This window comes from uncultured Tenacibaculum sp. (assembly GCF_947498805.1).
Classification (GTDB): domain Bacteria; phylum Bacteroidota; class Bacteroidia; order Flavobacteriales; family Flavobacteriaceae; genus Polaribacter.
Genome location: NZ_CANMLT010000008.1, coordinates 133,221 through 154,183 on the forward strand (window position 1 = coordinate 133,221; position 20,963 = coordinate 154,183).

A 20,963-nucleotide genomic window follows, 5' to 3' on the forward strand; every position below is an offset into this window, starting at 1 on the left:
AATTTAAAAAACTAAGAATGTATGAATTCAGATTTATTAGATAGAGCAGAAGAGTTTGAAAATAGAAAATTTAAATTCGTTACTACCAGTGATCGAATTTTAGCTTCTAGAGAAGCGAAAGCTTTAATACTAGAAATCAATGAGGTATACAAGCAAACTAAAGAAAGTAGCCTTATGGAAATAATGAAGCGATTAACGGTAGTAAAGCAACGTATTGATAAACGTTTAAAAGGAAAACCTTTAACGGCTTAATACTATTTAAGAATAACATTCGTTATATAACAGTATGTATTAGAAATATATATTTCTAATGACTACAATTTTATTCTTGATAAAACTCACAATTATATGATACTTGTGAGTTTTTTTTATGTCTTTTCTTAAAATTCACATGCTATCTGTAAGATTTAACTTAAAAAAAAAAAAAAACGAATAACTACTTCCAGGTTTTTAAAAAGTCAAGTCGATATGTTTCACTAATAGGAAAGAACTCTCCATTAATACGTACCCTGCCACCTTCCACATAGGTTATATGAGTCATATTAACAATATATGATCTATGAATCCTCAAAAAATTGTTGCTATTAGAAAGCGAATTCATCACTTCTTTTAAAGCTCCATGCACCATTAAATTTCCGTGATTTTGAGTTACATACTTCACATATTCACTTTCTGATTTTATATACAAAATCTCAGAAGTAGGCACTCGATATTGTTTCTTTCCTGAACGAATTATCAAGCTACCTTCTACATCTTTTACCTCTCGCTTTTCTTTCTTTTGATGAACTTCTTTTACTTTTTCTATTGCTCTTAAAAAGCGATGAAACTCTATAGGTTTCAATAAATAATCAACAGCATCCAACTCAAAACCTTCCAAAGCATAATCTCTGTAAGCAGTGGTAAAGACAACTTTGGTTTTGTGTAATTTTAAAGATTTTAAAAAATCAATACCAGAGATATCTGGCATTTGAATATCCAGAAATAAGATATCAATTTCCTTTTCTTGTAAAACAGACAAGGCATCTAAACCTGATTTATAACACCCCACTACATGTAAACTCTTTATTTTTGAACAATAGTTTTCAAGTAGCTTTCTAGCTGGTTGTTCATCATCGACAATTATGCACTTAAATTCCATTCGTAGTTATTTTTAAAGACACTTTATACGCTCCTTCAATGTTGGTTATATCTAATTGATGTCTATTTGGATATAATAGTGCTAATCTCCTAGAAACATTTTTTACCCCTATCCCGCCTGTAGCGTCCACTCTTTTATTTTCATTATATGAATTCACACAAAGGAAACGAATCTCATCATAAGTAGAACTGATTTCTATATCAATTTTTCCTGAATTCAAATCTTCTATATTTCCATGTTTAAATGCATTTTCAACAAAAGGAAGCAACAACATTGGAGCTATTCTACTTTGAACATCAATGTTTTTATAATCAAATGATACATTGTTAATTTCTTCATCTTTCAACTTAAACAAATCAATAAAATTAGTAATGTATCTCACCTCATCCATCAAAGGCACATATTCTTTTTTATTCCCGTACAATGAATAGTCTAACATTTTAGATAATTGCAAAACCGCCTCAGACCCTTTAGGGTTATTATCTCTTGTTAAGGAGTAAATATTATTTAAAGTATTGAACAAAAAATGAGGATTAATCTGTTGTATTAGAAAATCTTTTTCAGCTGTAATTCTCTCTTTTTCTTTTTTCTCATTTTTCAACTGCTCATAATAATTATAAAAAATGAAAGCGGTAAACACACCTATAAATATTGGTGCCGAATGCGCCATTAATGTTTCAAAAGCATAATACCCATTTTCTGGTAAACCATCTTCTATTATGGTATTTCCAAAAGATCCAACAGCGATTAAAACAAAGTTTAAAAAACTAAACAATAGATATTGTTTTGCTTTAAAAAGAACAGGGATTAACACTTTATAATTAAGATAAAAAGCCAAAAACTGAAACATCCAAAACGTAACCGAATGTACAACTGAATCTCTAGCCTCTATTACATATTCAAAGAGTATATATAGCAGTAAACCATATAGTACCCAATAAAAAACATGTTTATAAATTGACTTCATTTACATCAAAATTAAAACAATATTTTATTAAAAACGATACAACTTCAACCAAACACATAAAGTCTTCAGTAAAACTAAACAAATATTCAACTAAACCCTTAAAGTTTAATTCAAAGAAGAAACTCCCTCATTTACTGATTCTAAAACCTATTTAATTGAATATCGGCTATTCTTATTTAGAACAATTAAAAACAAAATTACATTTGTCGAAAATTTTAAAAAGATGAAATATCACCTAACTACAATACTATTGTTTATTTCGTGTATAATTATAGCACAATCAAAGATATCAGGTAAAATTACTGATACAGACAACCACCCTGTTCCCTACGCGTCGGTTTATTTAAAAAACAACACATTACACACCACTACAAATGAAGACGGTGCATTTGAATTAGAAGTTCCTAAAGGTGAGCACACAATTGAGGTTAGTTCTCAAGGCTTTAGGAAGGCTACAAAAAAAATCAATGTCAAAAATCAAGAAATTAATCTAGACATCAAACTAGTTGAAGATATACTAGGTCTGGACGAAGTTGTAGTAACAGCTACTAGAAATCGTGTAGAAAAAAGGACTGCTCCTATAGTTGTATCAACCGTAAAGTCAAAATTATTGACAGCAACACAATCTTTATCTGTAGCAGATGGTTTAAACTATGCTCCTGGTGTTCGTGTAGAAACGAATTGTCAAAACTGTGGTTTTACAGATGTTAGGCTAAATGGTTTAGCGGGTGGCTATACGCAAGTATTAGTAAATAGTAGACCAGTATTTTCTTCATTAATTGGTGTTTATGGATTAGAGCAAATCCCTACAAGTATTATTGATCGTATAGAAGTAGTAAGAGGTGGAGGATCATCTCTTTATGGATCGAGTGCTATTGCCGGAACAGTGAATGTAATTACCAAAGATCCAATAATCAACACTTGGGAAGTAGGTACTAACTTTGCTTTAATCGATGGTAACACAGTAGATAAAAACCTTTCTTTAAACACCTCTTTAGTTTCTGATGATTTAAATAGCGGCATTTCTATATTTGGGGTTTACAGAAAGAGAGGTTCTTACGATGCCAACAATGATGGTTTTACTGAAATTACAACATTAAAAAATACTACTCTTGGAGCTAAAGCTTTTGTAAAACCAACTGAAAAAAGTAGACTTTCAGTAAACCTAAATGCCATTCAGGAATACAGACGAGGTGGTGACCGATTAAACTTAGCTCCACAATTTACCGATATAACAGAAGAATTAAATCATGACACGTTTATTGGTGGTGCAGATTATGAATTGTTTAGTAAAGATGATTCAGGAAAACTTCAAATTTACACTTCAGCCTCTTACACGAACAGAGACAGCTATTATGGTGGTTTAGGTGGAGCCAGAACTAGACAAGACAGTATTACAGCAAACAATGCTTTTGGAAAAACTAAAGATTTATCATGGGTAAATGGTCTACAGTATACGAAATCACTCAAAAACAAGGATGTAATTACTGCTGGTTTAGAATACAATCATTCTAATACAGAAGATCGTATTGCAGGTTATAAAAGAATTATAGATCAAACCGTAAATACTTTTGGCACTTATGCTCAATACGAGTGGAAGCCTACAGATAAGTTTACAGCTCTTTTAGGAGGACGTTTAGATAACATTTCTGTAAAAGGAGTATACAATGTTGAAAATATTAACAGAAATGCTAACGTAAATCAAACTGTGTTTTCACCTCGTGTTACAGCTTCTTATCAATTCACAAAAGAGTTAAAGTTAAGAGCTGGTTATGCCAGAGGGTTTAGAGCTCCTCAAGCATACAATGAAGATTTCCACATAGCAAATGTAGGTGGAGAGCAACAATTTCTTATACTATCTGACAATTTGAAATCAGAATTTTCTAATGCATACACTGCCTCATTCAATTATTCTAATACCAAGGGATTAATACAAATGGATTTCTTACTAGAAGGTTTTTATACTACTTTAGAAAACCCATTTATAAATGTAAGCACAGGAGCAAGCTTACCTAATGGTTCTATTTTAGAAGAAATCCGTAATGGTTCAGGAGCAAAAGTATATGGTGCTAATTTTGAAATAGGGATATCACCCAATCCAAAATGGCTATTTCAGTTAGGTGGTACAACTCAAGTTTCAAAATACAAAACACCTGAAGTATTATTTGAAGCAGATGGAACTGTTCCTGGTGAAAACAATGTAATTGTTAACAATCTAGTAAGAACTCCAGATATATACGGATATTTCAATGCCTCTTGGATTCCAAATAAAAAATTCAATATAGATCTTACTGGTACATATACAGGAAGTATGATTATACCTTTAATTGTAAGTGATTCTGGTTTTTTACAGCTAAACGAATCACCTTCTTTTTTTGATATGAATTTAAAATTAGAAAAACACATAGATTTTAACGAGAATTTTATGACAACAATTTCAGCAGGTGTAAGAAATCTATTCAACGCATATCAAGACGACTTTCAAGTAGGTGCTGGCAGAGATTCTGGTTACATCTACGGACCTAACCAACCACAAACTTTTTTTATTGGTATTAAATTTGGAAAGTTTCATTAGTCTATACACAAGCTATAGTTACTCATTCTAAACAGTAACATTTATTTTTATTTAGATTTGGGAGAGGTCTCGTCTTTTTAGACTCCTCTCCTTTTGTTTACTGAAAAAAACAAGTAGCTCATTGATTTTTTTTGATTCCATAACTCCCATGGATGTAATTAGCATAAAAACAATAAAATGAGACTACAAAATTCAAGTATTATGCTTCTATATCTACTTTTTGCAGTATTAACTTCTTGCTCAGAAAGTACAGGTTATATTCCTGCTCCAGATACTATTACTTTCGGACAAAAACTATCAGATTATAACATCTATCAAGGAAATCCAAATAACTTAACGCCTTCGGCAGATTATGAACTTATTGAGTTATCCTCTTCTCTATTTGTAAACTATGCTGAAAAACAGCGTTTAATAAAGCTCCCTGCAAATACTCAAATCACAAAAATAGACAATGGTACTCCCAATTTTCCTAATGGAACCATCTTAGTAAAAACATTCTACTACTATAAAGATAAAAGAGACCAAAACCTAGGAAAAAACATTATTGAGACTCGTCTTTTAATAAAAGAAGCCGATATGTGGAATGTTGCAACTTATGTTTGGAATGCTTCTCAAACAGACGCTACACTTAAACTTGATGGCTTAAGTAAAAATGTAAGTTGGATAGACGCGAACGGCGCTTCAAAATCAGTGAATTACAAAGTCCCTACAGAACGAGACTGTACAACATGTCACCAAAATTCTTCAACTGTAAAACCATTAGGTCCAACCTTAATGAATATGAACATCAATGTTTCAAGAAGTAATAAAACTATAAATCAACTACAGTACTTTCAAAATAAAGGTCTGCTAAACAGTTTTGATCACCCACAAATACCAACACTACCAAACTATTTTGACCCTTCTTATTCAATATCTGAAAGAGGTAGAGCGTATTTTGAAATGAACTGTGCACATTGTCATAATCCAGCCGGATTACCAAAAGCAGCTCGTAAAGGTTATGATTTCAGATATACCACTCCTTTATCACAAACGAGAATACCTCAGAAAAAAGGAAAGATCGACAACGTTATTAGGAGCGGGGAAATGCCATGGATTGGAACAACAACCTTAGATGTAGAAGGCTATAATATCGTAAAACAATACTTAAATAGTTTATAAAAATGAAACTCATTATAAAAACAACAATCCTTATAAGTTTATACTTTTTGACTTCCTGTAATAAAAAAGAAGCTTATCAACCTGTACAAGGGCAATGGATAAAAGGTACGGAAAAAGAAAAACTAAACACAATAGAAACTCAATTTAGAGGCTTTGATAAAGCCATGGTAGAAGTGGGCTATAGATATCAAGAATTGTATTGGGCAGGTCAAGATGAAAACTGGGAATATGCGAATTATCAACTGCAAAAAATAAATAAAGCAATTAAACTAGGCTTACAACGTAGACCAAGAAGAGCAGCCTCCGCTGAAAACTTTTTGACTTATGTGATTCCCGAAGTAAAAAAATCAATTCAACAAAAAGACGCAAAGCTCTTCAATGAAAACTTTAAAATGATGCGCACCAATTGTACGGCATGTCATGCTGCAGAAAAAGTACCTTCATTTACAGTACGTATTCCAACTGATAGACAATCTCCAATTGAGAAAGAATAAACGACCTAATTATTTTTATGAATAACGATATTTCTAAATCACCGTCTACATTTAATTTAGTAATAATCATACCCTGTTACAACGAAGAAAACAGGCTTTCGATAAAAAAAATAGAATATTTTCTTTCCTTTTACAATGACGTATTATTAGTTCTGGTTAATGACGGGTCTACTGATCTAACGAAAAAAAAACTTGATGCACTTAAGTTACTTTTTCCAAATAACATAAAAACCCTACATCTAAACAGAAATCTTGGGAAAGCAGAAGCAGTAAGACAAGGAATGCTATTTTCTCTAAATAGGGTCGACTTCCAAAAGATCGCTTATTTAGATGCAGATTTTTCTACATCTTTACAAGAATGCTATGAATTAAGCCATTACCTCAACAAGGATATATGCTTTGTTTTTGGGTCTCGAATAGCCAAAATAGACACAGAAATAAAAAGAAAGAAGCTTCGTTTTCTTATTGGTCGAGTCGTTGCTACATTGATATCACAACAACTAAAACTTAAAATTTACGACACACAATGCGGTTGTAAAATCTTCGAAAAAACATTAGCAGAAAACATTTTTCAAGAAAAATTTATTTCCAGGTGGTTATTTGATGTAGAGATTTTTCATAGAATTATAACTATCAAAGGAAGATACAATATGAAGAACGTTGCTCGAGAACTTCCTCTTAAAAAATGGATAGACACAGAAGATTCAAGAGTTAAACTAAACTTTTTTTTCAAATTAGGATATGACTTAATCACCATTAGAAATAAATACAAAAGCATTTAAAAAAACTCTATAATTTTCTTTAGACGATCAATATTCCTATAAGAATTAAGCCTAACTTACAACAATAAAAAAACAAAACCATACAGAGTACAATGAAAACCAACGCTAAACATTTAAAAGAAATTGCCTTTTTGTTTTTTAAAATGGGGTGTGTTGCTTTTGGTGGACCAGCTGCACATATTGCAATGATGGAAAACGAGGTGGTTCATAAAAGAAAATGGATGACCCGTCAATATTTTTTAGATTTAGTTGGAGCAACTAATCTAATTCCTGGACCGAACTCTACCGAAATGACCATGCATTGCGGTCATACTCGAGGAGGCTTTCTAGGACTATTTATCGCAGGAATCTCATTTATACTTCCTGCTGTTACAATTACTGGTTTCTTAGCTTGGCTATATACTACCTATGGAGAACTTCCTGAAGTTACTCCCTTTATTTACGGAATAAAACCCGCTGTATTGGTCATTATTACAATGGCAATTATTAAACTCGGTAAAAAAGCTATAAAAAATATTGAACTTGCTCTTTTAGGTATACTTGTTATTTCTACAACTTTTTTAGGTTTAAATGAAATAACTGTTCTTTTACTTGGAGGACTTCTAGGTACTATTTACTTCTCCACTAAAAATCAAACTAAAGGTATTAATGCCAATATCACTCCTCTCCTACTTTTAAAAGCTCCAATGTTTTCGGTTACAAAAATGATAAGTACTTCATCTGTATTTTGGTCTTTTTTAAAAGTTGGCACCATCCTATATGGAAGTGGGTACGTACTATTTGCATATTTAGATGCAGAACTTGTTGCGAATGGAATCTTGACGCGACAAGAACTAATTGATGCCATTGCTATAGGACAATTAACCCCAGGACCAGTACTTTCTACAGCTACCTTTATTGGATATCAAATTAATGGAATTTATGGTGCCATAGCAGCCACTATAGGAATATTTTTACCCTCTTTTATTTTTGTTCTGTTGTTAAATCCACTAGTTACTAAAATGCGACAATCAAAAACACTATCCTACTTTTTAGACTCTGTAAATGTTGCTGCAGTAGCCATTATGATTGTAGTACTATTAAAAATGAGTTATACAACTTTAATAAGTTATAAGGAAATTGGTATTCTATTTGTTAGTATTCTATTCATTGTTAAAGCAAAAAAAATGAATTCAATGTGGTTAGTACCAATAGGTTCTTTACTTGGGTTCTTTTTGAATTTATTATAGACTAAGTTTTATTTACCTTTAAATTTTTATCAAAAATATTAACTCCACCTTTTACATCAAAATCTAACGTTTGGACAGGGTAAGCAATGGAAAAACGCTCCTCTTCAAAACGTTTTTTAATTCGAATAATGGCTTCATTTTGAGCACTCAAAAAATCTGTTTGTTCATAAAACCTTATCCAGAATCTCAATTCAAAGTTATAAGAATAACCACCTATTTCAGTGAAATAAAAATCAATACTATCTTTACTAAGAAGGCTTTCCATCTTTGAAATTTCATCCAAAGCAACCTCTTTTACCCTTTCTAAATCATCTCCATATGAAACTCCTGTTTTGATAACAACTCTTCTTTTCTTGTATGTTGAATAGTTAACAAAAGACTGATTGTATATTAACTGATTGGGAACAAAAACTTCTTCTCCTGTAACGGTTTTAATACTTGTCGTGATTAAACCAACTGTAGTAATAGTTCCAAAATTATCATCAACAGTTACCCAATCTCCATCTGAAAATGGTTTCTGCATGTTCAATAAAAAACCAGCAAAGGCATTTGATGCAATATCTTTAAAAGCAAAACCTGCGATAATTCCCACAATACCCGCTCCAGCAAGAATCTTGGTTATCACACTTTCTAAACCTAGAATTTCAAGAGATAAAAAACCTCCAAAAAAGATAATAACTATATGTAATATGGCACTAATTAAGCGCACCATCTCCATATTATTCTTAAAGAGTTTTCCATAAAACTTTTCAGATATGCTTCTTACCGATTTTGCCAAAAAATAAGTTAAACAAAGTACTAATAATGCTAAAAATAGTTTAGGCAAAAACTCCACACTATCATCTTTCCATTTATACAAAGTTTGTTTTATAAATTCGATTTCTTTTTCCATTGGTTGGTTTATAAGGATGATACAACAAAAATAACAAAACTTTCCCCCTCTTTTTCAAACACACAAATACCTCATATTAAAACACATAAAAAAATCAATCAAAAAAAAGTTTAAAAAAACACAAAAAGTGTTTTGTCAAATTCAAAAAAGCTTCTATATTTGCAACCGCTAAAGCAAAAAGCCGATATAGCTCAGCTGGCTAGAGCAGCTGATTTGTAATCAGCAGGTCGTGGGTTCGAGTCCCTCTATCGGCTCAAAAAAAACAAAAGCGCTAACTTAAAGTTAGCGCTTTTTTTGTACGCTAATTTTCCTAAATTTGTTTCATCTAAAAACACTACATGAAAAATATATTTGTTATTGGTATTGCGGGAGGTACTGGAAGTGGAAAAACCACCGTAGTAAATCAAATCATTAATGAATTACCAGCCGACGAGGTTTGTGTTATCTCTCAAGACTCTTACTACAAGCAAACTAATGATTTAACATACGAAGAAAGAACAAAAATAAACTTCGACCACCCTAGAGCAATCGATTTCGAATTATTGGTAGAACACTTGCAACAGTTAAAAAACGGAGAAGTTATAGAACAACCTGTATATTCGTTTGTTGCCCATAATAGAACAAAAGACACCATTAAAACACACCCTAGAAAGGTTGTTATTATTGAAGGAATCTTAATATTCAACAATAAAGAACTCAGAAACCTTTGTGATATTAAAGTGTTTGTTCACGCTGATGCTGATGAAAGATTGATACGTCGTGTACGTAGGGATATTAAAGAACGTGGTAGAGACATCGATGAGGTACTTAGTCGTTATCAAAGTACACTAAAACCTATGCATCAGCAATTTATTGAACCTACAAAGAACTATGCCGATATCATCATACCAAATGACAGATATAATACTGTTGCTATTGATATCGTTAGAACTGTAATTAGCGATCGATTATAATATGAATCTAAAATCCATAAAAAACAAACCAACCTTTAGAATTGCTACAAATATTTATGTAGTTATTCTTACTGTATTTGTTGTTTGGATGTTATTTTTTGACGAAAATTCGTATCTTACTCATAGAGAATTCAATAAAGAAATTAAAGAGTTAGAAACCTGGATTGAATTTCATCAAAAAAGGATTGCTAAAGACAAAGAAACCATTAAAAAACTCCAGGATTCTTTGGAATTAGAGCGCTATGCTCGTGAAAAATATTTAATGAAGAAAGATAATGAAGATATCTACATTATCGAATTTGATACTATACAGAAATAATGGACAATTATTTATTTAAAGATTTTGAAGGAGTATCTCCAACTGCTTGGAAACAAAAAATTCAAGTAGATTTAAAAGGTGCCGACTACAACGACACCCTTCTTTGGAAAACTAATGAAGGAATTACCGTAAAACCTTTTTATGCTAAAGAAGATAGAACTCACCAAATAGTTAACCTTCCTAAAAAAGGTTTTGCCATTTGTCAAAGCATTATAGTTTCAAATGAAAAAGAAGCCAATGCTCTAGCTATTGATGCAGTAGAAAGAGGAGCTTCTGCAATTGAGTTTCTTATCAAAGAAAAAATTGATTTCAAAGTCTTATTAAACGGCATTAATTTTCAAGAAACTTATATTTATTTTAAACTTGAATTTCTTGATGCAAGTTTTGTTTCAGAAGTATCTAACTATACAAATTCAAGCAAGGTTTTTTTCAACAATGATATCATTGGAAAACTAGCAAGTACTGGTAACTGGTATCAAAACCTTAAAGATGATCATTCCGAACTGGAAAACATTATCAAAAACAACAATAGTTTAGCTATTAATGTTTCTATTTATCAAAATGCAGGAGCCAACTGCACACAACAATTAGCATACGCTTTAGCCCATGCAAATGAATATTTAAATCATTTTGGCGGAGAGGTTGCTTCAAAAATACACTTCAACTTTTCAGTTGGAAGTAATTATTTCTTTGAAATAGCCAAACTAAGAGCTTTTCGAATTTTATGGAGTTCTCTTTTAAAAGAATATAAGGTAGAAAAAACTGAAGCCCATATATTTGCACAACCAAGTTTACGTAACAAAACTTTGTATGATTATAATGTAAACATGTTACGCACAACATCTGAATGCATGAGTGCTATATTAGGAGGTTCAAATACAGTATCTAATGTAGCATATGATAGAATTTTCCATAGCTCTAATGAATTTGGAGAAAGAATCTCTAGAAATCAACTATTAACACTTCAGCAAGAGAGCTACCTATCAGAAGCTCAACATTTTGCTAATGGCACCTATTATATAGAAGCCCTAACAGACCAGTTAGCAGAAAAGGCCTTAGAAATTTTCAAATTGATAGAACAAGCTGGAGGCTTTTTAAATCAACTCAAAGAAGGGGTTATTCAACGAAAAATAAAAGAATCGGCAACTAAGGAACAAGAACAATTTGATAATGGTGAACTTGTTTTATTAGGAACTAACAAAATTCAAAACGAAAAGGATAGAATGAAGAATGATTTAGAAGTAAATCCTTTTGTAAAAGTTAGAAATCAAAAAACGTTGATTGAACCTATCATTCAGAAAAGATTAGCCGAAAAACTTGAACAAGAACGTTTAGACCATGAGTAGAAAAGATCTTTCAAATATCAGTATTGATAAAAGTCAACAATCGAATGTTGAAAATCGTAAACACGAAGATTTTGTTGCAGGTATTGCGCCAAACTTGCGTGGACCCTACTCTACTATGTATGTTCGTAGACCATGGACTATTCGTCAATATGCAGGGTTCTCTACAGCAGAAGAAAGTAACGCCTTTTACAGAAGAAATTTAGCAGCCGGACAAAAAGGACTTTCCGTAGCCTTTGATTTAGCTACACACCGTGGATATGATTCTGATCACGAACGTGTTCAAGGAGATGTTGGTAAAGCAGGTGTGGCAATAGATTCTGTGGAAGACATGAAGGTTTTGTTTGACCAGATTCCGTTAGATAAAATGTCAGTTTCTATGACAATGAATGGAGCTGTACTACCTGTATTAGCTTTTTATATTATTGCTGCCGAAGAACAAGGAGTAAAACCAGAACTACTCTCTGGAACTATTCAAAACGATATTTTAAAGGAGTTTATGGTACGTAACACCTACATCTACCCTCCTACTCCTTCCATGAAGATTATTGCTGATATTTTCGAATACACCAGTAAGAACATGCCTAAGTTTAATTCAATTTCTATCTCAGGATACCACATGCAAGAAGCGGGTGCTACTCCAGATATTGAATTAGCATACACACTTGCTGATGGTTTAGAATATATTAGAAAAGGATTAGAAGCAGGAATGGATATTGATGCATTTGCTCCTAGACTTTCTTTTTTCTGGGCTATTGGAATGGATCATTTTACCGAAATAGCAAAAATGCGTGCTGGTAGAATGCTTTGGGCTAAAATTGTAAAACAATTCAACCCTAAAAACCCAAAATCATTAGCTTTAAGAACTCACTGTCAAACAAGTGGTTGGAGTTTAACCGAACAAGATCCATTTAACAATGTAGCACGAACTACCATTGAAGCAATGGCTGCCGCTTTTGGAGGAACACAAAGTTTACATACCAACGCATTAGACGAAGCAATTGCCTTACCTACTGATTTCTCAGCAAGAATTGCACGTAACACTCAAATATATTTACAACAAGAAACACACATTACCAAAACAGTAGATCCTTGGGCTGGTAGTTATTATGTTGAAGAATTAACAGAAAACATTGCCAACAAAGCTTGGGAACTAATTCAAGAAGTGGAAGAATTAGGAGGAATGACCAAAGCTATTGAAAAGGGAATTCCAAAAATGCGTATTGAAGAAGCTGCAGCAAAAAAGCAAGCTAAAATAGATAGCGGTCAAGATGTTATTGTTGGTGTAAATAAATATCAATTAAAAGAAGAAGATCCTTTACACATTTTAGAAGTAGATAATGAAGCTGTTCGTCAATCTCAAATCAATAGGCTAAACGAGCTAAAATCAGAAAGAAATGAAGATAATGTTAATCAGTCTTTAGAAGATTTAACAGAATGCGCTAAAACGGGTAATGGAAATTTATTAGATTTAGCTGTAAAAGCTGCGAGAAACAGAGCTACTTTAGGCGAAATCTCTGATGCTTTAGAAACTATTTTCGGAAGACATAAAGCAGTACATAAAACAATTAGCGGCGTGTATAGTAAAGAAATAAAAGATGATGCTTTATTTAAAGAGGCAACCCAACTAGCCGATAAATTTGCGGAATTAGAAGGTCGAAGACCTCGTATTATGATAGCTAAACTAGGGCAAGACGGACATGATCGTGGCGCAAAAGTAGTTGCTACTGGATATGCTGACCTTGGTTTTGATGTAGATATAGGACCTTTATTTCAAACACCTATTGAAGCAACAAAACAAGCTATTGAGAATGACGTACACATTATAGGTATTTCATCTTTAGCAGCAGGTCATAAAACATTGGTTCCTCAAGTAATTGGCGAACTTAAAAAGTACGGTAGAGAAGATATAATGGTAATTGTTGGAGGAGTAATTCCTGCACAAGACTATCAATTTTTGTTTGACGCTGGTGCCGTAGGTATTTTTGGTCCTGGAACTAAAATTGCTCAAGCTGCCATAGACATGCTAACTATTTTAATTGATAGCACAGAAGAATAATTGAACTATGAAAATACAATACATCGATAGAAAATCAGGAACTTTAATAACCGAAACTCCACCTGGAGAAGGGTTTTTAAAGCTTTTATATCAAAACCCTTTTGGTAAGGTTGCATTATTACCTATGGTAAAGCGCAAGGCCTTATCTTCTCGTTATGGAAAAATGATGAGCAAGGCTTCTTCAGTAAAAAAAATACAAGGCTTTGTAGACAAACTGGGAATTGACATGAACGAATCTGAAAAATCAGTTTCAGAATTCACTTCTTTTAATGATTTTTTCTATCGAAAACTAAAACCTAACGCACGCCCAATAGAAAATGGATTTGTTAGTCCAGGTGATGGGAAATTAATTGCTTTTGAAAATGTTGCCGATGTACATAACTTCTTTGTAAAAGGAAGGAAATTCACCTTGAAAGAATTTTTAAACAGTAAATCATTAGCAGAGAAATACAAAAATGCTTCTCTTCTTATTTTAAGATTAGCTCCTAACGATTATCACCGTTATCATTTTCCGTACGAAGGGACACCTTCAGGAATGACAAAAATTAAAGGTGATTATTTTTCTGTCTCTCCCTATGCACTAGCTTCTAATTTTACAAAAGTTTTTTGCGAAAACAAACGTGAATTTTGTGAACTTAAAACAGAAGATAAAGGAGACATATTAATTGCACCGGTAGGTGCTACCATGGTAGGCGCTATTATAGAAACATTTACCGCAAACTCTGAAGTTAAAAAAGGAGACGAAATGGGTTATTTTGCTTTTGGAGGATCTACTATTGTAGTATTAATTGACAAAGAAAAAATATCTCTAGATAAAGACATCCTAGAAAACACCAAAAACGGTATTGAAACCGCTGTTAAAATGGGTGAAAAAATTGGAATATAAAAAAAGGCTTAGTAAATACTAAGCCTTTTTAATTATCTATACTTTTTAGTTTTTAACTTTATCTTTCTTTAAGTTAATCATATTCTTAAAATCACCAGCATTTACAACTGTCCACTGATCAAAAGGTTTAAAGTACTTCTTAATTACTCTATTTACATCTTCTACAGTAAGGTTTTTAACTTTCTCTTCTAAATTCTTATGGAAGTCAAAATCTCTCTTATAATAGATATTATTATTAATCAAACTAGAAAGCTCACGATCTTTTGCTCGAGAAACAGCCTTACCTTGTACCCATCCTTTAATTACACCTTTTACCTCTTCTTCAGTTACACCGTCTTTAATGAAACGTGCTATTTCCTCATCAAATCCAAGTTGAACCTTTGCAGAGTTCTGCGGTGCATATATAGCATAAATGTACATAGTTGAATTTTTATCATCCTTACTTCCATCAACAGAAACTCCTCCACCAGCACCGTAGCTTACTCCATCTTTTTGACGTAAACGATTCGCTATTCTCGAATTAAGGAACCCTCCTCCGAAAATTTCTCCTGCAACCTGTAATGCTGCATAATCTTCACTATCTTGACTACACTCAAACGATAGCGTTCCAGTAGTAAATGCATTCTTCTTATCTGGAGTTTTGATACTTTCATTAACATTTTTATTCTTCGAATACGCATCTTTTACCGGTGTAAAAGAATATTTAGATTTAAAATCTCCAAAGTTACTTTCGAAATAAGACTTCAACATATTTTCATCAACATTTCCAATTGCCACTAAAGTTGCATTATTAGAAATCCCATAAAAGTCTTTATAATAAGCCTTCAACTCATCTACCGTCACCTCCTTAATAGCACTAATCTCCTCATCTAAACTTCTAACATACATAGGATGGCCTTTTGAACGTTTTTGGTTTAATCTTCTAGATTTCCTAGACGCCAAATATGTCGGTTCTGTTTTGTTTCTTTCTAAATTAGCTAAACTTCTAGTTTTTATTTTTTCTAATTCAGCTTCATCAAACTTTGGATTCTTTAACATATCTGTCATTAACTCCAAAGCCTTTGGTAAATACTCTTCAGTAGTACTAATATTCACAAAAGTTCTTCCGTTACTTCCTCTAAACGATATAGACGATTTAATAGCACTTAATTCATCCTCTATCTGTTGTCTAGTTCTATTTGCAGTTCCTTTGTTTAACATACTTGCAGTATAACGTGCCGCTAAACCTTTGTCCATTAAATCTTTTTCTGCTCCATTTCTAAAAGCAAAATTGATACTTACCGTTTTACCTCTATTATCTTTTTTAATAAAACCATACTCAATTCCGCTATCTGCTAACTTACCTGAGTTTAGCCTTTTTTGAATATTGTCATAAGAAACATCAAATGCCTCTCCTGTTCCATATCCTTTTTTCCCTTTATAAGCCTTTACTAAGCTCTCTACACCTTCTGTATGTGGAATAGCAACTCTTACCGGCTTCTTAGTAGGAACAAAGTTACCCACAGTTCTATTTGTAGGGATAAAGTACTTCTTTGCAACCTCATTCACTTTAGCTAAGGTCATCTTTTCAATTCTATCTCTATGAATAAATGCCAATCTCCAATCTCCTGCACCAATAAACTCACTCATATAGGTTCCTAAATATGCTGAATTTCTAGAAACTTGATCAATTTGCTTTAAAAGGTTTGATTTTGCTCTTTTTAACTCAGCTTCTGTAATAGGCTTGTTTCCTAAATTATCCAGTACATTCACCATGGTGCTTTCTGCTTCTGCTAAAGACTTATCAGAAGGAACATCTACGTTGAAATACATAAACGAAGGCTCTTCAGTAAATGGAGCAAACGACCACATTCCTGATGCTTTTTTACCATCAATTAAAGCCTTATATACTCTCCCTGAAGGCTGATCTGTCAATACATCTTCAACAATTGCTAAAGCTGAATAATCTTCATGAGATCCAGCTGGAGTATGATACATTGCAGATAATACCTGTAAATCTCCTACTCTATTTAATTCTACCCTTTTTTCTCCGTCTTGAGGTGGCTCAATCGTTGCTACATAATTTAATGGAGCAGATGGATTTTTAATCTTCCCAAACTTCTTTTCTATTAATTTTAATGTCTTCGCAGTATTAAACTTACCAGTCACCATTAAAACTGCATTATCAGGCCTGTAATACTTCTTATAAAAAGCTTTTAAATTTTCAATTGGAACTCGTTCAATGTCTGATCTATTTCCAATAGTCGATTGCCCGTAGTTATGCCATAAAAAACCTGAACTAATTACAGATTTCATTAACACTCCTGTAGGAGAGTTTTCTCCAGATTCAAATTCATTTCGTACAACAGAAAATTCTGACTCTAAATCTTTCTTTGCAATGTAAGAATTTACCATTCTATCTGCCTCTAAATCTAGCGCCCAATCTAAATTTTCATCAGTAGCATTAAATGTTTCAAAATAATTGGTTCTGTCATACCAAGTAGTTCCGTTTGGTCTTGCTCCATGATCAGACAATTCTTTTGGAATATCTGGATGATTTGGAGTCCCTTTGAACACTAAATGTTCTAATAAATGAGCCATCCCCTTTTCTCCATATCCTTCATGTCGAGAACCAACTTTATACGTAATATTTACTGTGATAGTTTGTGAAGAATTATCCGGAAACAACAACACCTTTAAGCCGTTACTCTCCAAATTATACTCTGTAATCCCCTCAACACTAGCCGTTTTTGTGATTTGCGCCTGTGCTGTAAACGTCAAAAAGGAGGCCATTAACACAACCCCAAACCGTTTTAAAGTTTGATTTTTTTTCATAATTAAATTTTTAGTTCATACAAATATAACATTCTACCGCAAGCATTCCCTTGTTGATTTTCATAATTTTAACTTAAAATTAACACTATGTATTTCCGTAAATAATGACTCAAATCATAAGGCTATTAATCCTTTAATGCGTAAATTTGCATCGTTTTTATTTATATGTAATTCTTACAATGAAAAAGTTCCTTAATATACTTTACTCAACCCGTCTAATGGCTATTCTTTTCTTCGTTTTTGCCATAGCAATGGGAATCGCTACTTTTATCGAAAATGATTTTGGTACTCAAACTTCAAAAGCTTTAGTTTACAACACTTGGTGGTTCGAAGTTATCATGATTTTTTTTGTAATTAATTTCTTCGGAAATATTTTTAGATACAAACTTTACAAAAAAGAAAAATGGTCTGTCCTACTTTTTCATATCGCTTTTCTATTTATTTTAATTGGAGCGGGAGTTACTCGTTATATTAGCTATGAAGGCTTGATGATTATTGATGAAGGAGAAACCACCAATACTTTTTTCTCAGACACCAACTATTTAAATGTTGTTATTGATGATAATCAGTTTCAAAAAGAAACTCATAACAAGTTATTACTTTCAGCATGGGGATCAAATACTGCTAACTTTACAGAATCGTTTCAACCCCAAAAAGATGGAAAAAACCATGAAGTTACTTTTAATCTTGTTGACTACATTCCATGGGCAGAGAAAAAATTTATCGAAGATGAAAATGGTATTGAGCATATAAAGTTTGTAGAAAGTTCTAGCGGAAGCAGACATGAGCATTTTATTAAACGAGGGACTATTCAAAACGTTCATAATATTTTAGTTGGTTTTGATGCTAAAGATGGAAATGCTAATATTAATATTTTTAAAAGAAATGACTCTTTAAAAATCATCACTAAAGCAGATGGAGACTTTCAAGTGATGGCTACGCAACAAAAAGGATCTGTTAAAAAAGATACTGTTCAAGACTTTAAGCTAAGATCTCTATATCACGTTTCTGGTTTACCTTTTGTAGTGCCACAATACCCGACAAAAGGAGCTGTAAAAACAGTTAGAGGCGAAAAAGACCCTAAAAAATACGACATTGTTGTTTTTGATGTCACTACCAATGAAAAAACTGAAAGAATCTCTTTAACAGGCGGACAATTCAATGTAGACAACATTGAAACCTTTAGTCTTGGAGAATTAAATTTCAGAGCTTGGTATGGAGCAAAAAAATACACTACTCCGTTTAATGTAAAGCTAAATGACTTCCAACTAGAAAAATATCCAGGTTCAGAAAATGCGGCTTCTTATGCAAGTGAAGTTACCGTAATAGACGAAAAAGAAACTTTTGATTTTAGGATTTTCATGAACACTATTTTAAACTACAAAGGATATAGATTATTCCAAGCAAGTTATAGCAATGCAGGAGAAGAAGTTGAACAAACACACTTATCTGTTAATCACGATTTTTGGGGAACTACTATCACCTACATTGGGTATTTCTTGTTGTTCTTCGGATTAATTGCTTCTTTGTTTATAAAAAACACTCGTTTTGCCGATTTAAAAAAATCATTAACAAAAATTCGAAAAAAGAAAGCTACACTATTAGTACTTCTTTTATTCTTTAGTACGATCGGGTTTTCTCAACACAATCAACATCAACCTAAAAAATTAACCGAAAGTCAAATTGATTCTGTTTTACAGAAATCCGTTGTCTCAAAAGAGCATGCCGATTCTTTTAGTGAATTAGTTATTCAAGATGCTGGAGGAAGAATGAAACCTGCACATACCTACGCCTCAGAATTAGTTAGAAAAGTTGCTCACACGGATGATTTTAGAGGATTAACTCCTAGTCAAATTTTAGTTTCTATTACCGAGGCTCCAATGTTTTGGATAAACGTACCTTTTATTTATTTAGAAAAAGGGAACACTCAAATTAGAGAGGTATTAGGATTACCTAAAGACACAAAATATGCACGTTTTATTGATTTTTATGGTCCTGATGGAGTTTCAAAAATTTCTCACTTAGTAGTAGAAGCTCAAAAAAAACGTATTCAAAGTAAGCTTGAGTTAGATGCTATTAAAATTGAACGTAGAGTTTATCTACTATCTCAAGCATTAAGCGGGAGTATTTTACGAATTTTCCCTATTCCAAACAACCAAGAAAACAAATGGGTATCTCAACCAGAAACATTACAAGCTGGTTTTAAAGGAACAGATTCTGTTTTTGTTCGTCAATCATTACCTGTTTATTTTCAACTGTTACAAAACTCTAAGAAAACTGGAGATTATACCGAGACAGGAAAAATATTAAATGGTATAAAAAAATTCCAAAGAAAATTTGGTTCTGAAGTAATTCCAGCGAAAGATAAAATTCAATTGGAAATAGCGTATAATAAAGCCAATATTTTTGTAAAACTTTCTAAATACTATGGTTATGTAAGTTTACTAATGATTGTATTTGTTTTCTTTCAAATATTCAATAATAAACCTTGGGTTAATTATGTTATCAAAGCTTTTATAGGGATTATTATAATTTTATTCATGGCACACCTAACTGGTTTGGCTATGCGTTGGTATATTAGTGGAAACGCTCCTTGGAGTAATGCATATGAATCCATAATCTTCGTTGGACTAGCCACTATGCTTTTTGGGTTACTTTTAGGTAGAAACTCTTCATTAACAATAGCAGCTACCACATTTTTAGCTTCGATAATTTTATTCTTTGCACATCAAAACTGGTTAGATCCAGAAATAGCAAACCTACAACCAGTATTAAACTCATGGTGGTTATATGTCCATGTATCTATTATCGTTGCTAGTTATGGACCATTTGCTTTAGGAATGATTTTAGGAATTTTCGCTTTGTTTTTAGTTTTATTCACTACTAAAAATAATAAAAAGAAAATGAGTATACACCTAAGAGAATTAACAATCATTAATGAAATGGCTTTAACCGTTGGTTTGGTAATGCTTACTGTTGGAAATTTCTTAGGTGGAATGTGGGCTAATGAAAGTTGGGGACGTTATTGGGGCTGGGATCCTAAAGAGACTTGGGCCTTAATATCTATTATGATATATGCCTTTGTTTTACATATGCGATTGATACCTGGATTAAGAGGTAAATACACCTTTAATTTATGGTCTATAATTGCTTTTGCTTCTATTATGATGACCTATTTTGGTGTTAACTTTTACTTAGCAGGGTTACACTCTTATGCAAGTGGTGATAAAGTTATTACACCTAGTTCAGTATACTATTCTATTGGGTTTGTAACTATCTTAGGAATAGCCTCATGGTTTAAATACAAGAAGTTTTATCAAAAATAATGTACAATTGGGTATAAAAATGTAC

General features: G+C 32.4%; 16 protein-coding genes and 1 tRNA gene. 13 read left to right on the forward strand and 4 right to left on the reverse strand.

Translation table 11 applies throughout. From position 1 onward, the window contains the following. Positions 1 to 21 precede the first annotated feature (21 nt). Positions 22 to 252, forward strand: a complete 231-nt coding sequence (locus Q0873_RS15765; RefSeq protein WP_299109085.1) for a hypothetical protein — start codon at positions 22 to 24, stop codon at positions 250 to 252. A gap of 184 nt (positions 253 to 436) precedes the next feature. Here Q0873_RS15765 and Q0873_RS15770 read toward each other — a convergent pair whose 3' ends face one another. Both Q0873_RS15770 and Q0873_RS15775 read right to left on the reverse strand, forming a co-directional pair. Then, entirely contained in the window at positions 437 to 1,138 is a 702-nt protein-coding gene (locus tag Q0873_RS15770) for a LytTR family DNA-binding domain-containing protein (protein WP_299109087.1), read from the reverse strand. After that, complete coding sequence (locus Q0873_RS15775) at positions 1,128 to 2,105, reverse strand: histidine kinase (protein WP_299109090.1); 978 nt, start codon at positions 2,103 to 2,105, stop codon at positions 1,128 to 1,130. The genes Q0873_RS15770 and Q0873_RS15775 overlap by 11 nt, the downstream gene beginning before the upstream one ends. 223 nt (positions 2,106 to 2,328) lie before the next feature. Between Q0873_RS15775 and Q0873_RS15780 the strand changes: the two genes are divergently transcribed. The 5 genes from Q0873_RS15780 (at position 2,329) to chrA (ending at position 8,346) form a co-directional block, all read left to right on the forward strand. Next, on the forward strand, positions 2,329 to 4,680 hold the full coding sequence (locus Q0873_RS15780) for a TonB-dependent receptor (protein ID WP_299109092.1): 2,352 nt from the start codon (positions 2,329 to 2,331) through the stop codon (positions 4,678 to 4,680). A gap of 177 nt (positions 4,681 to 4,857) precedes the next feature. Then, entirely contained in the window at positions 4,858 to 5,841 is a 984-nt protein-coding gene (locus Q0873_RS15785; protein ID WP_299109094.1) for a hypothetical protein, read from the forward strand. Between the two features lie 2 nt (positions 5,842 to 5,843). After that, the gene (locus Q0873_RS15790; protein ID WP_299109096.1) at positions 5,844 to 6,335 is read left to right on the forward strand and encodes a hypothetical protein; all 492 of its coding nucleotides are present in this window, start codon (positions 5,844 to 5,846) and stop codon (positions 6,333 to 6,335) included. Positions 6,336 to 6,352: 17 nt separating this feature from the next. Next, the gene (locus Q0873_RS15795; protein ID WP_299109099.1) at positions 6,353 to 7,117 is read left to right on the forward strand and encodes a glycosyltransferase; all 765 of its coding nucleotides are present in this window, start codon (positions 6,353 to 6,355) and stop codon (positions 7,115 to 7,117) included. A gap of 92 nt (positions 7,118 to 7,209) precedes the next feature. Next, positions 7,210 to 8,346 carry a chromate efflux transporter gene (gene chrA, locus Q0873_RS15800; RefSeq protein ID WP_299109101.1) on the forward strand — a complete coding sequence of 379 codons (1,137 nt, stop codon included), beginning with the start codon at positions 7,210 to 7,212 and terminating at the stop codon, positions 8,344 to 8,346. 1 nt (position 8,347) lies between these two features. Here chrA and Q0873_RS15805 read toward each other — a convergent pair whose 3' ends face one another. Further along, positions 8,348 to 9,238 (reverse strand): mechanosensitive ion channel family protein, encoded by an 891-nt coding sequence (locus Q0873_RS15805; RefSeq protein WP_299109104.1) that lies wholly within the window; start codon positions 9,236 to 9,238, stop codon positions 8,348 to 8,350. Positions 9,239 to 9,418: 180 nt separating this feature from the next. Here Q0873_RS15805 and Q0873_RS15810 point away from each other — a divergent pair. The 6 genes from Q0873_RS15810 (at position 9,419) to Q0873_RS15835 (ending at position 14,798) form a co-directional block, all read left to right on the forward strand. Next, positions 9,419 to 9,492, forward strand: a tRNA-Thr gene (locus Q0873_RS15810). A gap of 93 nt (positions 9,493 to 9,585) precedes the next feature. Next, positions 9,586 to 10,191, forward strand: a complete 606-nt coding sequence (gene udk, locus Q0873_RS15815; RefSeq protein ID WP_299109166.1) for a uridine kinase — start codon at positions 9,586 to 9,588, stop codon at positions 10,189 to 10,191. 1 nt (position 10,192) lies between these two features. Further along, entirely contained in the window at positions 10,193 to 10,510 is a 318-nt protein-coding gene (locus Q0873_RS15820; RefSeq protein ID WP_299109106.1) for a septum formation initiator family protein, read from the forward strand. Next, a complete protein-coding gene (locus tag Q0873_RS15825; RefSeq protein ID WP_299109109.1) occupies positions 10,510 to 11,856 on the forward strand; it encodes a methylmalonyl-CoA mutase subunit beta in 1,347 nt (448 codons plus the stop codon). The genes Q0873_RS15820 and Q0873_RS15825 overlap by 1 nt, the downstream gene beginning before the upstream one ends. After that, entirely contained in the window at positions 11,849 to 13,912 is a 2,064-nt protein-coding gene (gene scpA, locus Q0873_RS15830; protein ID WP_299109112.1) for a methylmalonyl-CoA mutase, read from the forward strand. Before Q0873_RS15825 ends, scpA begins: the two co-directional genes overlap by 8 nt. Before the next feature lie 7 nt (positions 13,913 to 13,919). Further along, a complete protein-coding gene (locus Q0873_RS15835; RefSeq protein WP_299109115.1) occupies positions 13,920 to 14,798 on the forward strand; it encodes a phosphatidylserine decarboxylase in 879 nt (292 codons plus the stop codon). A gap of 45 nt (positions 14,799 to 14,843) precedes the next feature. Here the strand turns inward: Q0873_RS15835 and Q0873_RS15840 are convergent, their stop codons facing one another. Beyond that, positions 14,844 to 17,612, reverse strand: a complete 2,769-nt coding sequence (locus Q0873_RS15840) for a pitrilysin family protein (protein WP_299109118.1) — start codon at positions 17,610 to 17,612, stop codon at positions 14,844 to 14,846. Between the two features lie 179 nt (positions 17,613 to 17,791). Between Q0873_RS15840 and ccsA the strand changes: the two genes are divergently transcribed. Continuing rightward, a complete protein-coding gene (ccsA, locus tag Q0873_RS15845; RefSeq protein ID WP_299109120.1) occupies positions 17,792 to 20,938 on the forward strand; it encodes a cytochrome c biogenesis protein CcsA in 3,147 nt (1,048 codons plus the stop codon). Positions 20,939 to 20,963: the final 25 nt, after the last annotated feature.